12 protein-coding genes and 1 pseudogene are annotated in these 18,744 nt (G+C 67.9%); 7 read left to right on the plus strand and 6 right to left on the minus strand.

Annotated elements, in window-relative coordinates:
• Positions 1–40: 40 nt before the first annotated feature.
• Positions 41–916 carry a LysR substrate-binding domain-containing protein gene (locus tag LGN10_RS09385; RefSeq protein WP_059584992.1) on the plus strand — a complete coding sequence of 292 codons (876 nt, stop codon included), beginning with the start codon at positions 41–43 and terminating at the stop codon, positions 914–916.
• A 76-nt stretch (positions 917–992) separates the two neighbouring features.
• Here the strand turns inward: LGN10_RS09385 and LGN10_RS09390 are convergent, their stop codons facing one another.
• Positions 993–2,711 carry a SulP family inorganic anion transporter gene (locus tag LGN10_RS09390; protein WP_124862193.1) on the minus strand — a complete coding sequence of 573 codons (1,719 nt, stop codon included), beginning with the start codon at positions 2,709–2,711 and terminating at the stop codon, positions 993–995.
• Positions 2,712–3,039: 328 nt separating this feature from the next.
• On the opposite strand from LGN10_RS09390, the pseudogene LGN10_RS09395 reads away from it, so the two are divergent.
• A pseudogene (locus LGN10_RS09395) lies at positions 3,040–3,276 on the plus strand (hypothetical protein); the annotation flags it as partial.
• On the opposite strand, the gene LGN10_RS09400 reads toward LGN10_RS09395, so the two are convergent.
• Both LGN10_RS09400 and LGN10_RS09405 read right to left on the minus strand, forming a co-directional pair.
• Positions 3,201–4,622: a PLP-dependent aminotransferase family protein gene (locus tag LGN10_RS09400; protein ID WP_226223006.1), complete on the minus strand. Its 1,422-nt coding sequence runs from the start codon at positions 4,620–4,622 to the stop codon at positions 3,201–3,203. The pseudogene LGN10_RS09395 and the gene LGN10_RS09400 overlap by 76 nt on opposite strands.
• Before the next feature lie 170 nt (positions 4,623–4,792).
• Positions 4,793–5,845 carry an RNA-guided endonuclease InsQ/TnpB family protein gene (locus tag LGN10_RS09405; RefSeq protein ID WP_226223008.1) on the minus strand — a complete coding sequence of 351 codons (1,053 nt, stop codon included), beginning with the start codon at positions 5,843–5,845 and terminating at the stop codon, positions 4,793–4,795.
• A gap of 92 nt (positions 5,846–5,937) precedes the next feature.
• Between LGN10_RS09405 and LGN10_RS09410 the strand changes: the two genes are divergently transcribed.
• On the plus strand, positions 5,938–8,262 hold the full coding sequence (locus LGN10_RS09410; protein WP_226223010.1) for an FdhF/YdeP family oxidoreductase: 2,325 nt from the start codon (positions 5,938–5,940) through the stop codon (positions 8,260–8,262).
• 109 nt (positions 8,263–8,371) lie between these two features.
• On the opposite strand, the gene LGN10_RS09415 is transcribed toward LGN10_RS09410, so the two are convergent.
• The gene (locus tag LGN10_RS09415) at positions 8,372–10,420 is read right to left on the minus strand and encodes an FUSC family protein (RefSeq protein WP_226223013.1); all 2,049 of its coding nucleotides are present in this window, start codon (positions 10,418–10,420) and stop codon (positions 8,372–8,374) included.
• A gap of 146 nt (positions 10,421–10,566) precedes the next feature.
• Between LGN10_RS09415 and LGN10_RS09420 the strand changes: the two genes are divergently transcribed.
• The 4 genes from LGN10_RS09420 to LGN10_RS09435 all read left to right on the plus strand — a co-directional run bounded on the left by LGN10_RS09420 (position 10,567) and on the right by LGN10_RS09435 (position 15,769).
• Positions 10,567–11,469 carry a LysR family transcriptional regulator gene (locus tag LGN10_RS09420; protein WP_226223015.1) on the plus strand — a complete coding sequence of 301 codons (903 nt, stop codon included), beginning with the start codon at positions 10,567–10,569 and terminating at the stop codon, positions 11,467–11,469.
• A gap of 400 nt (positions 11,470–11,869) precedes the next feature.
• On the plus strand, positions 11,870–13,429 hold the full coding sequence (locus tag LGN10_RS09425) for a DHA2 family efflux MFS transporter permease subunit (protein ID WP_226223017.1): 1,560 nt from the start codon (positions 11,870–11,872) through the stop codon (positions 13,427–13,429).
• A gap of 286 nt (positions 13,430–13,715) precedes the next feature.
• Positions 13,716–14,048, plus strand: coding sequence for a sugar ABC transporter ATPase (locus LGN10_RS09430; protein WP_226223019.1), 333 nt, complete (start codon positions 13,716–13,718; stop codon positions 14,046–14,048).
• Between the two features lie 131 nt (positions 14,049–14,179).
• Positions 14,180–15,769, plus strand: a complete 1,590-nt coding sequence (locus LGN10_RS09435; protein ID WP_226223020.1) for an ABC transporter substrate-binding protein — start codon at positions 14,180–14,182, stop codon at positions 15,767–15,769.
• A gap of 111 nt (positions 15,770–15,880) precedes the next feature.
• On the opposite strand, the gene LGN10_RS09440 is transcribed toward LGN10_RS09435, so the two are convergent.
• Together LGN10_RS09440 and LGN10_RS09445 are read right to left on the minus strand one after the other, a co-directional pair.
• Entirely contained in the window at positions 15,881–17,188 is a 1,308-nt protein-coding gene (locus tag LGN10_RS09440) for an Nramp family divalent metal transporter (protein ID WP_226223021.1), read from the minus strand.
• 269 nt (positions 17,189–17,457) lie between these two features.
• The gene (locus LGN10_RS09445; protein WP_059639599.1) at positions 17,458–18,714 is read right to left on the minus strand and encodes an oxalate decarboxylase family bicupin; all 1,257 of its coding nucleotides are present in this window, start codon (positions 18,712–18,714) and stop codon (positions 17,458–17,460) included.
• Between the last annotated feature and the right edge of the window lie 30 nt (positions 18,715–18,744).

Raw genomic sequence — 18,744 nt, forward strand, 5'->3', positions numbered from 1 at the left:
CGACAGCGAAAGCTTTTTATGCCTTGCATTAGCATTCATAATGCGACGCATGGCACGCAATCTCGACCTCGCGCTGCTACGCGCATTCGTCTCGGTGGCCGATCATCGCAGCATGACGGCGGCCGGCCACGCGCTGCACCTGACGCAGGGCGCGATCAGCCAGCAGGTCGCGCGGCTCGAAATGCTGTCGGGCCCGCTGTTCGTCCGCGAGCATCGCAATCTGCTGCTGACGGCGGCCGGCGAGCGGCTGCTCGAACAGGCGCGCCGGCTGCTCGCCGTCCACGATGCGCTGCTCGCCGACCTGAGCGCCGGTGCGGTGGAAGGCGCGGTGCGTCTCGGTGCGCCGCAGGACCTGGTCGGCACCTGTCTCGCGCCGATCCTGAGAAGCTATGCCCACGCGCATCCGCAGGTCGCGCTCACGCTCGTGTGCGCGGCATCGCCGGAGCTGCGGCGCGGGCTCACGCACGGTGACCTCGACGTCGCGCTGATCGAGGCGCCGGTCGGATCGTCGCGCGGCGAGTGCATCGCCGTCGACCGGCTGGTGTGGGTCGGCGCGAAAGGCGGCACCGCGCATCGGCACTCGCCGCTGCCGGTATCGATGGTCGCGCAGACCTGCGCATTCCGCCCGACGGTGCTCGATGCACTGCGCGGCTGCGATCGCCCGTGGCGCACCGTGTTCGAGAACGGCAGCTTCGATGCCACGGCCGCGACCGTGCGCGCCGATCTGGCCGTGACCGTCTGGCTCGCGTCCACCGTGCCGCCCGATCTCGACATCCTGCCGGCCGGCAGCGGCCTGCCCGCCCTGCCGAATTTCTCGATCAACCTGCACGTGCCGCGCGGCCAGCACACACCGGCCGCGACGGAACTGGCCCGCTGCCTGCGCAACGGTTTCGCACGGCTGCGCGCGCTCGCGTAGCGCCGCGGCGCCAGGGCCTGTTCACGCTAATAACGCACGCTCCCCTGTTTGGAAAAATGCATTCGTGGGGCAGGCCCTACACCGTACCCGGCTCCTGCGGCGCGGGCGTCGTGCCCGCCGCCTCCAGCGCCTGATGCAGCGTGGCGAAGATGCACGACGCGCCGACCACCCCGGTGATCCCGTGACGATCCATGTCTGCGCGCAGATAGCGGTTCACGCGCCCGAACAGCACGCCGATTCCGCGCGCATGCAGCGCCCGGACGAGATCGATCAAGGTACGCGCGGCCGAATAGTCGACATCGGTGATCGCGCCCGCATCGACGACGAACCAGCGCGGCGGCACCGGCGCCGCATCGACGAGCGCGGTCACTTCGGCAGCGAACAGATGATCGTTCGCGAAGAACAGGTCGGAGCCGAACCGGTAGACGATCAGCCCGGGCGCCGTCATCGCGCCGCGCCGGGTAGGTACCGGCTGCCACCGCCCGTTGCCGGCGACAGGTTCGAGCACCATCGTGTGCGGCTGGTAGCTGTGGCGCACGTGCCGCATCAGCGACAGCGCGACGGCCAGCAGGATGCCCTGCTCGACGCCGACGGTCACGACGGCCGCGGCCGTGACCAGCGCGAGCGTGAATTCGCCGGGGCTTTCCCGGCGGATCGCCGCGAGGCTGCGCACGTTGATCAGCCCGAGCGCGATCGTAAACACGATGCCGGCCAGCACCGCATGCGGCAGATACTGCAGGTACGGGCTGAAAAACAGCAGCACGACGGCCACGACGGCGGCGAACGCGAGATGCCCGATCTGGCTGCGCACGCCCGCGCCGTCCGCCATCGCCGTCTGCGTCGGGCTGCCGTTGACGACGAACGCACCGCCGAGCGCCGCCGCCGCGTTCGCGGCCGCGAGGCCGAGGATGTCGGCATTGGTGTCGACGTCCTCGCCATACTGCTGCGCGAACACGCGCGCGGCGGCCGCGCTCTGCGCGATGATCATCACGAAGCACGAAGCGGCGACCGGCACGAGATCGAGGCACTGCTGCCACGTGACGGACGGCCAGCGCAGCGGCGGCAGCCCGCCCGCCACGGGCCCGAGCACCGCGATGCCGTGCGCGGCGAAGCCGAACGCGGCGCTCGCGGCGATGCTGCCCGCGACCGCGATCATCGGCATCGGCACGCGCGGCAGGAACCGCTTGCACACGAGAATCGCGACGACGACGAGCGCCGCGAGCGCGAGCGTCGGCCGGTGCGCGTGAACGAGGTGTGTGACGACGTAGTCGAGTTGCGCGAGGCTGCGCGACGCCGGGTACGGCACGGACAGGCCGAGCATGTCGCCGAGCATCGCGATCGACACCTGCACGCCGACGCCGGCAAGAAAGCCGACCAGCACCGTACGCGACAGGAAATCGGCGAGAAAGCCGAGCTTGAAGATGCGCGCGAGCAGCAGCATCGCGGCGGTCAGCAACGCGACCATGCCGGCGAGCGCCGCATAGTCGGCGCTGCCGGCCGGCGCCATCGACGACAGCCGGCTCGCGAAAATCGTCGCGGTCGCCGAATCGGCGGCGACCACGAGATGGCGCGACGCGCCGAAGCACGCGAACGCAACGAGCGGCAGGAACACCGTGTAGAGCCCCGTGACGGCCGGCATGCCGGCGATGCGCGCGTAGCCGAGCACCTGCGGGATGTCCATCGACGCGAGCGACATGCCCGCGAAGATGTCGCGGACGGCGCCCGCGCGACGGATCGGGAGGACACCTTTCAGCAGCCGCACGCGCGACGGACGGCTTTCGTTGGAATCTTGCATGCGTGAAATGCGTGAAGTCGAAGTGACGGGCCACGAACGGGTGCGCGACGAGGTCGCGTCTCGCTCACCATCGCCGGACGAGCAACACGCCAACGCGCGCGGCACGCCGACGACGCCTGCGACGTCCGCATGATTGCATGGATCGCCGATCGCGCGCATCGAAATGCGAAGGCCTGCCGTCATGCCTTCGGGCCGATCAAGTCCCTGTGTACGCCGCATCCGGCAACCGGCTCGCACGCCGGCTTGCGGTGATACGGATTCACCGCCCGCCTTCACCTCGATGCAGAGGACACCTGCACAAAGGTGAGCCGATTCGGGAGCCGATCGACCCGCCTTCACGGCACGCATTCCGCTCGAACTGTGCTGCTTCACCGATACGACGACGTGGGTCGACGACGAGACGATCCAGACCGACCTGTTCAACCACCCGATCGCGGTGCTGCCGGAGTTCGCGCGGCGCGTGTACGCGCATCCGCCGCGCGGCAACGCTCAACGCGCCGCGCACTCCGATGCGAGCCGCCCCAGCACCTTCAGCGCGTCCTCGATCTGCCGCGACCACGGGTAGCTGTAGTTGAGCCGGATGAAATGCCGGTAATCGGTGCCGGCAGAGAACATGTGCCCGGGCCCGACCGTGATCCGTTGCGCGAGCGCCAGCGTATACAGCTTCATCGCATCGACGCGCCGCGGCAGCTCGACCCACAGCACATACCCGCCCTGCGGCTGCGACAGCCGCGTGCCCTCCGGGAAGAAACGCCGCACCATCGCGCTCATCAGGCTCGCCTGCTGCGCATACAGCTTGCGCATGCGCCGCAGGTGAAAATCGTAGCCGTCGTGTTTCAGATACTCGGCGATCGCGAGTTGCTCGATCGCGGGCGTCGCGAGCGTGTTCAGGAATTTCAGCTTCTCGACCTGGTCGCGGTAACGGCCCGGCATCGCCCAGCCGATCCGGTAGCGCGGCGACAGGCTCTTCGTGAACGACGCGCAATGCAGCACCAGCCCGTCGCGATCGAACGACTTCAGCGCGCCCGGCGCCGTGTCGCCGAAGTGCAGCTCGTGATAGACGTCGCTCTCGATCGCCGGCACGCCGTGCTTCGCGAGCAGTTCGACGAGCGCGCGCTTGCGCGCATCGGGCATCTGGAAGCCGAGCGGATTCTGGAAATTCGGCATCACCATGCATGCGGCGATGCGCTCGCGCACGAGAATCCGCTCAAGGGCGTCGAGATCGATGCCGTCGCCCGGGTGCGTCGCGACTTCCAGCGCGCGCATGCCCATCCGCTCGATCGCGTGCAGCATCGCGTAGAAGGTCGGCGACTCCACCGCGATCGTGTCGCCCGGCTTCGCGACGGCCTGCAGGCACAGGTTGATCGCCTCGGTCGCGCCGATCGTCATCACGATCTCGCCCGGCTCGACCGCGACCCCGCGCTCCGCATAGCGCCGCGCGATCTGGCGAATCAGCTCCTGGTTGCCCGGCGGCAGATCGTCGATCACGCCCCAGCGCGTGCGGCGCCGCCCGATCGCCTGCGCATAGCGCGCGAGGCGCTGCACCGGAAATTGCGATGCGTCGGGGTACGGCGAGCCGAGCGGCACCGCGTCGTCGCGCGCGATCGAGCGCAGCGTCGACAGCACGAGCCGGCTCACGTCCACGGCCGACGGCTCGGCGGCCGGCGCGGAGACATGCAGCTCGGCCTCGGCCGGCGCCGCCGTGCGCGCCCGCACGAAATAGCCCGACTGCGGCCGGCTCTCGATCAGGCCGCGGCTTTCCAGCACGAGGTACGCGCGCAGCACGGTCGTGACGCTGAGCTGCTGCTGCCGGCTCGCGTGCCTCACCGACGGAATCCGCTCGCCGGGCCGGTACACGCCCCGCTCGATCTGCGCCTGGAGATCGTCGGCCAGTTGTTCGTAACGCTTCACGCGCCTCCCTTTCAACTTCCCTTCAGCAACACAGTTGCGATCCGCACGGGATGAATGGCCGAAACTGTACTCTTTTTTGAAGTGAACAGGTGTACACACAGCCGCACGGGCGCCGCGCGTACTCTGCACGCATCGACCCCGACACCCGGCATCTTGACGTCGTCCACCGCCTAAAGGCTGCGGATTCCCACACCTGGCGATGCACGCCCGCATCGGAGAATGTTCAGCGCAGCGTTGGTATCCCGATCATGCAAGACACCACAGCCACCACAAGCCCACTCTCTTATTCGCAGTCCCGCGATACCTTTCGGCCGCGTCGTGCTGTCTTTCGACCCGCACGACGAACAGGACTGGGTAGAACCGCTTTCGTCGACTTCCTCGAACGTGGCCCCGTGCGCGATCGCTTTGTAGCGGAGCTTGTTCCGGAAGGACGACCAGGATGCGTCGTAGACGCTCTTCGCCATCCTGGTTCTGGCGAGTTTGACGGCAGATACGTTGCCGACCGCGATGTAATCGAAGCGCCGCACCAGATCGAGCGCAAGCTTATGTTGGAAATCAGCACGCGCATTCGCGACCTTGGCGTGCAGCTTCGCGATATGCCTTTTGTGCTTTCGCGCCCGTTGCGCTTTCGCCAGCTTTTCCGCCGCTCGTCGACCGAACCGGTCATTGGGCAGTTTCTCGCCGGTCGAAAGTGTGGCGAAGTCTTTCAGGCCGAGATCGATGCCCACACCGGAACGGATCGGTCGAGCCTGAACATCGGACATCTCGATCGCGATGTTGAGAAACCAGTTGCCGCGCGCATCCTGCGCAAAGTTGGTTCCATCCTTGATCTTGCCTTCAGGAAGCGGTCGGCTGTTGAATACGCGGAAGGTGTTGCCGGCGAAACGAAACGCGTCGCCTTCACGCTTCAGGTCGCGGCCTTTCAGCGGCACCCAGCCGAGCGATTTCCTGCCGCGATAGCGCAGGTAGGGCCGACGGTGCTGACTGCGCGACTTCGCATATTGCTCGCACGTCGCGTTGATCGTGCCGGAATGAATACCAAGTTCCTTGCTACTCCCGGTCGTCAGCACGTTCAGGTCAAAACCGGTCGGCCACTTCTTGCTCCACTTGAGCGCGTGCTTCTGCGTGTCGTTGCAGAAGTTCCAGACGTAATTCACCGCACGGCTCTGCTTGTTGAGCAGTCCGTTGAGCGACTTCACGCGGTAACGGTAGACGAGGACCATACCGGTGATCCTATCCCGTGGAAGAAGCTGCCTGTCAACCGCACGCCTTTCCTTCCCGCCATCAATGGCCGGGTTTCTCTGAGCAAATTCTGATGAAAAAGAAATCCGCCACCGCGCGCATCGAACCGTACACCCACCCGGCCGCCGGCTGGGGCGCGCTGAAAGCCGTCACGATCAACCTGATCAAGGAAAAGGTCGCCGGCGGCAACTACCGGACGCTGCTGCGCCAGAACCAGCCGGACGGCTTCGACTGCCCCGGCTGTGCGTGGCCGGACCGCCAGCACGCCTCGACGTTCGAATTCTGCGAGAACGGCGTGAAGGCCGTGGCCGCGGAAGCGACGAGCAAGCGCGTGACGCCCGAATTCTTCGCCGCGCACACGGTGACCGAACTGCTCGAACAGTCGGATTTCGAGCTCGAACAGCACGGCCGGCTCACCGATCCGATGGTGTACGACGCGCGGACCGACCGCTACGTGCCGATCGCGTGGGACGACGCGTTCGCGCTGATCGCGCGCCACCTGCGCGCGCTGCCCGACCCGAACCAGGCCGCGTTCTATACGTCCGGCCGCGCCAGCAACGAGGCCGCGTTCCTCTATCAGTTGTTCGTGCGCCTGTACGGCACCAACAACTTCCCCGACTGCTCGAACATGTGCCACGAGGCGACGAGCCGCGGGCTGCCGGCGTCGGTCGGCGTCGGCAAGGGCACGGTCACGCTCGACGATTTCGAGCATGCGGACATGCTGCTGATCTTCGGCCAGAACCCCGCGACCAACCACCCGCGGATGATGGGCGAGCTGCGCGAGTGCGCGAAGCGCGGCGCGACGATCGTGTCGATCAACCCGCTGAAGGAGCGCGGGCTCGAACGCTTCGCCGATCCGCAAAGCCCGCTGGAGATGCTGACGATGTCGGGCACGAAGATCGCATCGACGTTCATCCAGCCGACGATCGGCGGCGATTTCGCGCTGATCAAGGGAATGGCCAAGCGCGTGCTCGAACTCGACGACGCCGCGCGCGCGGCCGGTGCGCCGCGCGTCATCGACACCGCATTCATCGACGAGCACACGGCCGGTTTCGACGCGTTCGCCGACGATCTGCGCGCCGAAAGCTGGTCCGCGCTGACCGCCGAAAGCGGCGTGCCGTACGAGCAGATCGACGCGCTTGCGCAGCGCTATGCGCGCAGCGAACGCGTGATCGCGACGTGGGGGATGGGCATCACGCAGCACAAGCATTCGGTCGCGACCGTGCAGATGCTGACCAACCTGATGCTGATGCGCGGCAATATCGGTCGCCCCGGCGCGGGCCTGTGCCCGGTGCGCGGCCACTCGAACGTGCAGGGCAACCGCACGGTCGGCATCGAGGAAAAGCCGTCGCAGGCGTTCCTCGACCGGCTCGGCCACGTGTTCGATTTCGAACCGCCGCGCCACCACGGCTACGACGTCGTCGAGACGATCGAAGGGATGCTCGACGGCCGCGTGAAGGTGCTGATCGGTCTCGGCGGCAACTTCGCGATGGCGACGCCCGACACGCCGCGCACGTGGGAAGGCATGCGCCGCTGCGAACTGTCCGTGCACATCACGACGAAGCTGAACCGCAGCCACCTGATCCACGGCCGCGACGCGCTGATCCTGCCGACGCTCGGCCGCACCGAGATCGACCTGCAGGACAACGTCGCGCAAGGCGTGACGGTCGAGGATTCGATGAGCATGGTCCACGTGTCGTACGGGATGAACAAGCCGGCGTCGCCGAACCTGATGTCGGAGCCCGCGATCGTCGCGCACATGGCGCACGCGCTGTTCGGCAGCGGCAAGATCGACTGGCTCGCATACAAGGACGACTACGCGAAGATCCGCGATGCGATCGAGGCGACGCTCGACGGCTTCTACGACTACAACACGCGCATCGCACGGCCGGGCGGCTTCCACCTGCGTGTGGCGTCGCGCGACCGCGAGTGGCTGACGCCGACGGGCAAGGCGAACTTCATCGCGCATGCGCTGCCGACCGACACGCCGATCCAGCGCGCCCGCGCGCTGCACGGCGAGCGGCTGATGACGCTGATGACGACGCGCTCGCACGACCAGTACAACACGACCGTGTACGGGCTCGACGACCGCTATCGCGGCGTGTTCGGCCAGCGCCGCGTGGTGTTCGTCAACCGCGACGATCTCGCGATGCTGGGCCTTGCGGCCGGCGACTGGGTCGACATGGAAACCGTGTGGCACGACGGCATCGAGCGGCGCGCGGCGGGCTTCCTGCTCGTCGAATACGACATCCCGCGCGGCTGCATCGGCGCGTACTACCCGGAAACCAACCCGCTCGTGCCGCTCGACAGCGTCGGCGACGTATGCAACACGCCGACGTCGAAGTCGGTGCCCGTGCTGCTGCATCGCGTGGCCGCGCCGGCCTCGATCGTCGCCTGACGGAGCGCGACGATGATCGTTCGTCCGCGCGGGCACCGGCTGCGGAGGCTGCCTGCCCCGAACCGCGAGCCGCTGCCCGCGGAGGCGACGCCCGACCCGCCCTGCCGCGTCACCTGACCCACCCCGCCCAATCGCGACGGCCACGCAGGAAGCCGCCATGCTCGGCGGCCGCGTCCGCGATCCGATGCAGCAGGACCACGCCGCTCAGCAACGCATGCGCAGCGTCGCCGTCGCGCGCGGCCGCGCGACGCCGCAACACGCGGGCCGCTGCGGCGCACGTGTGTTCGAGCCGCGCGAAATCCGCCTGCGCGATGCGCCCACGCACCACCGCTGCCGCACGGTGCACGGCCGGTTCGTGCGTGGCCAGTTCGGCAAGCGACAGCAGGCTGTCGCCGAGTCCCCAGATCGCGAGCAGATCGCGCATGTCGCGCTCGATCAGCGTCTGCGGCAGGCTGCCCGCGAAGCCCAGCTCGCGCGCGAGACGGTCGGCCGTGCGGCTCAACCATGCACTCGCGGGCCACGCACGCGGATCGCGCGCGATCCCCGCCAGATCGCGGCGCACCGCGCGATGCAGGCGGCGCCGGCTGGTGCCGGGATCGCCGGGAAACACCAGCGCGAAGATCAGCGCGCCGAACGCGATACCGAGCAGCGTCGCGAGCGCGCTGTTCAGGAACGCGGTATCGCCGATGCGGGTCGTGTTGTCCGGCGACGTGAAATTCCAGAAGAAGATCGAGAACGCACTGCCCATCGCTGCCGTGCGCGGATGGCGCATCGCGATCCCTGTGCCGATCAGGAATACGCCGAGGATGTAGGCGAGCATCTCGAAGCCCGACACCGCGGGCAGCAGCGCGAAGTTGCAGACGACGCCCGCGACCGCCGCGCATGCGGTGCCTTTCAGGAAACCGACGATCGCACGCACCGAATTGGGACGTGTCGAGAACAGTGCGCTCACCACGGCCGTGATCGCGACGAACCCGCCGCCCGCCGGCCATGCGGTGAAGATCCAGATCGCCGACGCGGCCAGCACCGCGATGAACGCACGAACGCCGTTGTGGCACGCGAGCACCGGATCGCGGTGGAACGCATAGCGCACGCGTGCGGGCGGCGGCACCGGACGGTCGAGCAATGCCTGGCTCGCGAATGCGCGGTCGAAACCGCCGAGCAGCGCCGACAGCCGGTCGAGCGTGAGCAGGCGCGACGTGTCCGTGCCGGCCGGCACGGCCGCTTCGACACGCAACGCGTCGTCCACGCGCGCGCGTAGCGCCACTATTTCGTGCCCCGAGTCGCCCGACACGGCGACCCGGTCGAGCACGCTTGCCGCCTCGTCGACGAGCGGTTCCGGCGCGTCGCCGCTGCGTGCCGCATGCTCGCGGATCGCCTGCCCGGCGGCCTGCGCGGCGAGCACGCCCAGCGCCGCCACGCGCAGATGGCCGATCATGTTACGCACGGGCGGTGCGCCAGCCGCCGCATATTCGGCTGCCGTATCGAGTTCGAGCGCGTCCGCGAACAGCCGGTGCACGGCCGCGTCGTTCGGCTCGCGGCGCAGCGCGCCCGCGCCAACCGCCACCGCGTGCTCGAGATAGCGCGCGAGCCGCGTCCGGACATCCTGCAGCGGCGCGCCCGGCGCGAACACCGTGTCGAACAGCGCAGCGCACAGGATGCCGACCACCACGTACAGGAACCGCGCGACCGCGATATCGAATGCGTGCAGCGGCGCCGATACCGCGTCCATCGCGATGATCGCGGCCGTATAGCCGGCGAGCACCGCCGCATACGCGCGGAAATTCCGCTGGAACGTCGCGACGCCCGCGCACAGGCCGATCCACGCGGCAAGCGCCGGCAGGAACAGCTCGGGGGTCTGCGCGAACGCGCCGGTCAGCGCGAGCGCGACGGCCGCCCCGATCGCGGTGCCGAGAATCCGGTACTGACTCTTCGACAGCCCCATCCCGCGGCTGCCCTGCGCGACGATCCACACGGTCGACGCAGCCCATTTCGGATCGTCCAGATTCATCCGGAACGCGATATAGAGCGCGAGCAGCGACGCGGCCGTATTGCGGAGTGCGAAGGCAAGCGCGCCGGGCGGCAGCGTCGGCCGCGCGTCGCGCAGCGCGGCCCGGACGGCCGCGAGCGGCGGCATGCTGGGGAAGGCGAATTTCATGCGGCGAGCATACGGTCGCGCGCCGGCCGCCACTACGGGGCAGCGGCGGGATGCGTTATTGCGCCGGGCGGGATAATCGGCTCGACCTGCAGCGATCCGGCCCGCGACGGTAAGATGCGCGCAGGCCGAACACTGAAACGAATCGCATGGACCTCGAGAGCATCCGGATATTCCTGCGCGTGGTGGAACGCGGCAGCTTCACCGCCGCCGCCACGCAACTCGACATGCCGCTCAGCCGCGTGAGCCGCAAGGTCAGGCAGCTCGAGGACGACCTCGGCGTCCAGCTGCTGTACCGCACGACGCGCCGCGTGTCCGTCACCGAAGCCGGGCGCGACTATTACGAACGCTGCCTGCGCGCCGAGGAGATCCTGCTCGACGCGGACCGTCAGGTGCGCGCGCTGCGCACGGAACCCGAAGGCACGCTACGCGTGCTGGTGCCCTACGCGATCGGCCTGTTCGAACTGGAACCGGCGCTCGCCGAGTTTCGCCGGCGCTACCCGCTGGTCCAGCTCGTGCTGATCTACGACAACAGCGCGCTCGATCTCGTCGAACACGGCTTCGACGTCGCGCTGCGCACCGGCGTGCTGACGGATTCCGGCTATGTCGCGCGCTCGCTCGGCTGGTCGCACGCGAAGTTCGCGGCCAGCCCGCACTATCTCGACCGCGCCGGCCGGCCGCATACGCCGCAGGATCTCGCCGATCACGACATCCTGTTCGTCGGCCGCGACACGCCCGGCCTGACGCTACGCCTCACCAACGCGGCCGGCGACGTCGCCGACGTGCCGGTGCGGCCCGTGCTGATCTCGAACGAATCGGTCACGGTGCTGCACCAGGCCGCGAGCGGCGGCGGCATCGCGCTGATTTCGACCCACTTCACCACAGGGCGGATCGCGAGCAACGAACTCGAAATCGTGCTGCCCGACTGGCATCGCACCGACGACGTCGAGCTGCACGCGCTCTACCCGAAGCGCGCGACGCTCGACAGCAAGGTGCGCGCGTTCGTCGAGTTCCTGACGGAAGTCTTCACCGCGTGGCGAACCGCGCCGTAGGCGCCCGTCATCGATGCACGGCCATGACATTATTGCGGCGCAGGAAAGGAATTAATGAGCACGCGAGCGTTGATCGCCGCTCACCGCATCGGTAGCCTGTGGCGATGAAAAACCATCACACACGCTACGGCAGCCACGTGAGCGCTGCCCGCCGACGCGTCACGCGCGTCGCGCCCTCCTGACCGGCCTGCCTGCTTGCCGAAGCCGTCACGGCTTCGCCGATCCGATTGAACGCCTGAACCGCAACGCTGCGCGCGAGCGGCCCTCCGCTTGCCGGGCCGCTCGCATGCCGTGCGTGTCGCCCGCATCGCGGCTCGCCCGCGCAGGCGCCGCACGCGCGTGCGCGGCAGCCGCCGGCACGTGCGCCCCGCCGGGCCACCTTTCATCACGCAGGAACACCATGTCATCTCCGTCACCCCAGGCGCCGCTGTCGGGCGGCAAGCTCGTCATCGGCACGATCGCGGTATCGCTCGCCATGTTCATGAACGTGCTCGATTCGTCGATCGCGAACGTCGCGATCCCGACGATCTCGGGCGACCTCGGCGTATCGGTCGACGAAGGCACGTGGGTGATCACGATCTTCGCGGCCGCGAACGCGGTGTCGATTCCGCTGACCGGCTGGCTGACGCAGCGCTTCGGCCAGGTACGCCTGTTCGTCATGTCGATCCTGCTGTTCGTGTTCGCGTCGTGGCTGTGCGGGATCGCGCCGAACCTGCCGACGCTGCTCGCCGCGCGGATCCTGCAAGGGGCGGTCGCGGGGCCGCTCGCGCCGCTGTCGCAGGCGCTGCTGCTCGGCGCGTGGCCGCGGCAGAAGTCGTCGACGGCGCTCGCGCTGTGGTCGATGACGGCACTCGTCGGCCCGATCGCGGGGCCGTCGCTCGGCGGCTGGATCACCTACGACTACAACTGGTCGTGGATCTTCTACATCAACATTCCGGTCGGCTTCTTCGCGGCGGCCGTCACGTGGTTCGTGTTCCGCGATCGCGAATCGGCCACGCGCCGCCTGCCGATCGATACGGTCGGCCTGCTCCTGCTCGTGCTGTGGGTCGCCTCGCTGCAGATCATGCTCGACAAGGGCAAGGATCTCGACTGGTTCAATTCGCCCGTCGTCGTGGCGCTGGGCATCGTCGCGCTGATCGGCTTCGCGTTCTTCCTCGTATGGGAGCTGAACGAGGCCAACCCGATCGTCGACCTGCGGCTCTTCACGCAGCGCAACTTCGCGGGCGGCACGATCGCGATCTCCGTCGCGTACGGGATGTTCTTCGGCACGCTCGTGCTGCTGCCGCAATGGATGCAGGGCTATCTCGGCTACCGCGCGGTCGATTCGGGGCTCGCCACCGCGCCGCTCGGGGTGTTCGCGATCCTGCTCACGCCGGTCATGGGGCGGCTGCTGCCGCGCACCGATCCACGCTATCTCGCGACGCTCGCATTCGTCGGCTTCGCGGTCGTGTTCATGATGCGCACGACGTTCTACACCGACGTGTCGCGCTGGGATCTGGTGCTGCCGACGCTGCTGCAAGGCATTCCGATGGCGATGTTCTTCGTGCCGCTGACGTCGATCATCCTGTCCGGGCTGCCGCCGGACAAGATTCCGGCCGCGGCCGGCCTGTCGAATTTCGGCCGCACGTTCTGCGGCGCGGTGGGCACGTCGCTGATCAGCAATGCGTGGAACGACCGCACGATCCTGCACCACGTGCGGCTCACCGAACAGGCGAGCGTCACCAATCCGGTCTTCACGCAACAGCTCGACACATCCCGTTCGCTGCTGCACCTGAGCCCGGATTCGGCACTCGCGTTCTTCAATGCGTCGGTCGATTCGCAGGCAGCCGTGATGGGATTGAACGACATCTTCTACGTGTCGGCGATCATCTTCATCGCGATCATCCCGCTGATCTGGATCACGAAACCGGCGCGCTCGGGCGGCGGCGATGCCGATGCGGCGGCGGCCGGCGCGCATTGATCCGCAGGCGCGGCGGCGCCGGCCCCCACGCCGGCAGCGCGACGACCTGGCGATCCGCCGGTCACGACGACAACGGAAGCAAGCGCCCGTCCGGCAGCGGGCGCGGGTTGTATCGAATCGTTTCAACGCGCCAACGGCGTCAAATGCTGCGGGTATACTCCGTCGTCAGCCGCCTGTTGCATCGTCGTCCGTCAAAAGCGGCCGGATTCCGGGCGGTTTCGTCGCGAAGCTTCGCGTTTCGCCACCCCGCGCCCCAGCCTCGATACGAGACACCCGACGACCGACCATGAAACGATTCCTGCTGCTCCTTCCCGCCGCCCTGCTCGCCGCCTGCGGTTCCGCGCCCTCGTCCGATTCGGCCGGCTCGGGTGCCGCGCCGATGATTTACGTGTCGTCGCAACGTCCCGCCTACGCGATCGCCAACTGCCTCGACAGCCGCCTGTCGGGCACCGAACAATCGCAGCACAACGGCGTGACCGACATCGCCGTCGGCTCGAATTCGTACTTCGTCACGCTGACGCCGTCGGGCAACGGCTCGGTGATCAAGGTCGTGCGCGGCTCGGGCAACGAACCGGCCGAGGAAGCGATGCGCTTCGCGGTCGCGCGCTGCGCGATCTGACGCCCTTCGGCGCCGGGCGCCCGCCCGGCCTGCCTGCCGCTGCGCGCCCACCGGCGCACCCGCCGAATATTTTCATCCGGGTGCCCGTCGATGAGAGAATCGCACCACGATTCCCTTTCGATGGAGCCCGCATGAAGCACCTGCTGTCCCGGCTGTTCGTCAGCGCCGCGCTCGTCGCGCTTGTTCCGGCGCTGCCGGCGCAGGCAGCCACGCCGCCCGGCATCTTCGTCGTCGCCACGCAGCTCGGCGAATTCACGACCCTGGATCCGAGCGGGATCTACGAGCTGGTGCCGTCCGAATACGTCGCGAACACCTACGAACGGCTGGTGCGCGTCGACCTGAAGAACCCGACGCGCTTCGACGGACAGATCGCGCAATCGTGGACGGTCGGCGCCGACGGCGTGACCTACACGTTCAAGCTGCGCCCCGGCCTCACGTTCCATTCCGGCAACCCGGTCACCGCCGACGACGTCGCGTGGTCGCTGCAGCGCACCATCCTGCTCGACAAGGGGCCGGCCGGCGTGCTCGCCGATCTCGGCCTCACGAAGGCGAACGTGACGCAGAAGGTGCGCGTGGTCGATCCGCAAACGGTCGTGCTCGAAACCGACCGCAAGTACGCGCCGAGCTTCGTGCTCAACGTGCTGAGCGCATGCCCGGCGTCGGTCTTCGACAAGAAGCTGCTGCTGTCGCACCAGCAAGGCAACGATCTCGGCAGCGGCTGGCTGCGCACCAACGACGCGGGCTCGGGCCCGTACCAGCTCGTCAAGTGGACGCCGAACGAGACCATCGTGCTGCAGCGTTTCGACAAATACCGCACGCCGTACCCGATGAAGCGCGTCGTGCTGCGCCACGTGCCCGAAGCCTCCGCGCAACGGCTGCTGCTGGAGAACGGCGACGCCGACGCCGCGCGCAACCTGAGCCCCGACAGCCTCGCCGCACTGTCGAAGGCCGGCAAGATCAAGGTCGCGTCGTGGCCGGTGTCCGCCCTGCTATACCTGAGCCTGAACACGAAGAACCCGAACCTCGCGAAGCCCGAGGTGCAGCAGGCGATGAAGTGGCTCGTCGATTACGACGGCATCCAGCGCAACATCGTCAGCACGACCTACAAGGTGCATCAGACCTTCCTGCCCGAAGGCTTCCTCGGCACGCTGAACGCACGGCCGTACCGGCAGGACGTCGCGAAGGCGAAGGCGCTGCTCGCGAAGGCCGGCTTGCCGAACGGCTTCGGCGTGACGATGGACATGCCGAACGACTATCCGTACCTCGAGATCGCGCAGGCGCTGCAGGCGAACTTCGCGCAGGCGGGCATCCGCGTGAAGCTGATCCCGGGCGACGCGAAGCAGGCGATCGGCAAGTACCGCGCACGCCAGCACGACATCTTCATCGGCGAATGGTCGCCCGACTACATGGACCCGAACAGCAACGCGCGCGGCTTCGCGTGGAATCCGGACAACTCGGACCAGTCGCCGACCAAGATGCTCGCATGGCGCAACGGCTGGGACATTCCGCAACTGACGAAGGACACCGAGGCCGCGCTCGTCGAGCCGTCGCCCGCGAAGCGCGCGCAGCGTTACGAGGCGCTGCAGAAGGCCGTGCTCGCGAACTCGCCGTTCATCATCATGTTCGAGAAGGTCGTGCAGGTCGCCACGCGCCCCGGCGCGACCGGGCCGGAAATCGGGCCGATCAACGACCTCGTGTCGTACCGCACGCTCGCGAAGTAATCACGGCCGCCCGCGCTGGCCGCGACGCGCGTCGGCGGCCGGCAGTGCCACGCGATCCGGCCGCCGCGCGAGGCGCCGCACATGCGGCAGCAGGCGGCCGCCCGCACCCGTTCAATTGAATGCCGCCCACACCAGGTATGCATTCAGCCCGACGATCACGACCGTCGCCGCGCCGGCGACGATCCGCAGCGGCATCCGCATCGCGTAAGCGCCCATCACGTCCGTACGCGCCGACAGCAGCAGCAGCGCGATCATCGGCATCGGCAGCACGAAGCTCAACACGACCTGGCTGGCCACCATCGCGCGCGTGACGTCGCAGCCCAATGCCACCACCACGAACGCGGGCGCGATCGTCACCGCGCGCCGCACCCAGATCGACATCCGGCGGTGGATGAAGCCCTGCATCACGACCTGCCCCGCCATCGTGCCGACCACCGAGCTCGACACGCCCGACGTCAGCAACGCGACGAGAAACAGCGCGCCGGCCGCCGGCCCGAGCACCGGGATCAGCGTGTGATAGGCGTCGCCGATGTCGGTCATGCCCGGCGCGGCCGCATGAAACGCGGACGACGCCATCATCACCATCGCGAGATTGACGAACCCGGCGAGCCCGAGCGCGACCACGACCTCGCGGTTCGAGAAACGCACGAGCCGCCGCCGCTCGCCGTCGTCGCGCGGCGCGGTGCGATCCTGCGTGAGGCCCGAATGCAGATACAGCGTGTGCGGCATGATCGTCGCGCCGATGATGCCGACCGCGATCGTCAGCGCCGCATGATCCGGAATCTGCGGCACCACCAGATGGAACGCGGCCGCATGCCAGTCCTGCGGCGCGATCAGCAGTTCGCCGAGATAGCACGCGCCGATCACGCCGACCAATGCTGCGATCGCCGCCTCCAGCGGCCGGAAGCCGCGTTTTTCGAGCGCGAGGATCGCGCAGGTCGCGAACGCGGTCGCGACCATCCCCGCGAACAGCGACAGGTGGCACAGCAACCCGAACGCGAGCGCGCCGCCTAGGAATTCGGCGAGATCGGTCGCCATCGCGGCGATCTCCGACGCCACCCACATGCCCCACACGACCGGCGCGGGGAAGCAGTCGCGGCACAGCTCGGCGAGATTGCGGCCGGTCACGATGCCGAGCTTCGCCGACATCGCCTGGAACAGCATCGCGATCGCGTTCGCGGCCAGCACGACCCACAGCAGCCGGTATCCGTACGCGGCGCCGGCCTGGATGTTGGTCGCGAAGTTGCCGGGATCCATGTAGCCGATCGATGCGATCACGGCCGGGCCGACGAACGGCAGCAACGCGGCGACGCCGGTGCGGCGCCCTTCCAGCGCGGCACGCGCCGCGCCGTCGGTCTGCTCGGTGGACAGGCCCGGCAGCGCAAAGCCGCCGGCAGGTTTGCTCGGGACGGGAATCATGGCAAGTATTCCGTTCGAATGAGGACGGCTGATTCAGGGATCGCGCCCCGCCACAACCAGCATGCCGCGTGCCGGCCATGGCAGAACGCCGGCGGCGTCACAGCGGCACGACGTCGGAACGATTGCGCGGAAACTCAAAGCCGCCGGCAGGTTTGCTCGGGACGGGAATCATGGCAAGTATTCCGTTCGAATGAGGACGGCTGATTCAGGGATCGCGCCCCGCCACAACCAGCATGCCGCGTGCCGGCCATGGCAGGACGCCGGCGGCGTCACAGCGGCACGACGTCGGGACGGTTGCGCGGAAACCGTGCGATCACGTCCGGCGCGATGTTCAGGTGCGCTTCGACGAGCTTCGGCGGCGTGTGCGCGAGCCAGTCGGACAGCGACACCTCCGCATAGCGGTCGGTCTTGAAGATCTCGAGGAATACGAGGTCGGTCTTGCCGGTGTTCTGCACGTAGTGCCCGAGGCTCTTCTTCACGTAGCCGACGTCGCCCGCGCGGAAGTCGGCCGTCTGCGCCTTCGGCCCCGTGTCGAACACGGTCATCCGCGCCTCGCCTTGCAGGTAGTACTGCCATTCGTCGGCGTTCGGGTGCCAGTGCAACTCGCGCATGCCGCCCGGGTGCACGGTGACGAGCGCCGCCGCGACGGTCGTGGACACGTTGAAGTTGGTGCTGTCCGCGATCCGCACCTCGCCGCCGCGCGTCTTCCTGACCGGTTTCATGTCGCCGAGCGAAAAGACGAACGGATGCGGCGGCGCGCCCGCCGACGCGGCCGACGCACGCTGCGCGTCCGCAAGCGGGCCCGGTTCGTCGCCCTGGAAGATCCACAGGTTGTCGAGCGGCACGTTCCGGAACGCATCGGCCGGCACGCCGAAGTTCAGCGCGAGCACGTCGGGCGGCGTATGCGCGATCCAGTCGGTCAGCAACAGCGTGTTGAATTCCGATGCGCGGCCGTTATCGAATGCGAGCAGGAATTCGGCGCCGTCGCTGCCGATGCCCTGCAGCGAATGCGGCAGGCCGGGCGGGAAATACCAGAGGTCGCCGGTCTTGACGTCCTGCACCGACGGCCGCCCGAGTTCGTCCAGCACCGTGATCCGGCAGCGGCCGTCGAGCATGATCGCCCACTCGGCCTGCTGGTGCCAATGCATCTCGCGAATGCCGCCGCGCGTCAGGCGCATGTTGACGCCGGAAATGGTTTCGGAAATCGCGAAATCGTCCTGTGTGACTTCGCGCGCCCATCCTCCATTCTGAATGCGTTTATGCGCATTATTGAAAGACGCCCAGAATAACGGCATCCCGTTGATATCGGTGGCCGGCGGATCCTGAAAAGACGGGAATTGATTGGCGATGGCCGGATTTTTAGGCCCCGGGTCGGTCAGGCTCTGGCGGTTGCGCGCATTCACCGCGCCTTCCGGCGGGCTGTCAGGGTTACCGAACGAGGCGGCCTTGGCCGTTACCGCGATGCCCGCGGCGGCAATCGCGCCGGCCGTACTCGTCAACATCTTGCGTCGAGAAAGATTCGTCATGATTTCCTCTTCATTCGTGCAATCGAGATA

The organism is Burkholderia sp. AU32262 (genome assembly GCF_020419985.1).
Taxonomy (GTDB): Bacteria; Pseudomonadota; Gammaproteobacteria; order Burkholderiales; family Burkholderiaceae; genus Burkholderia; species Burkholderia semiarida.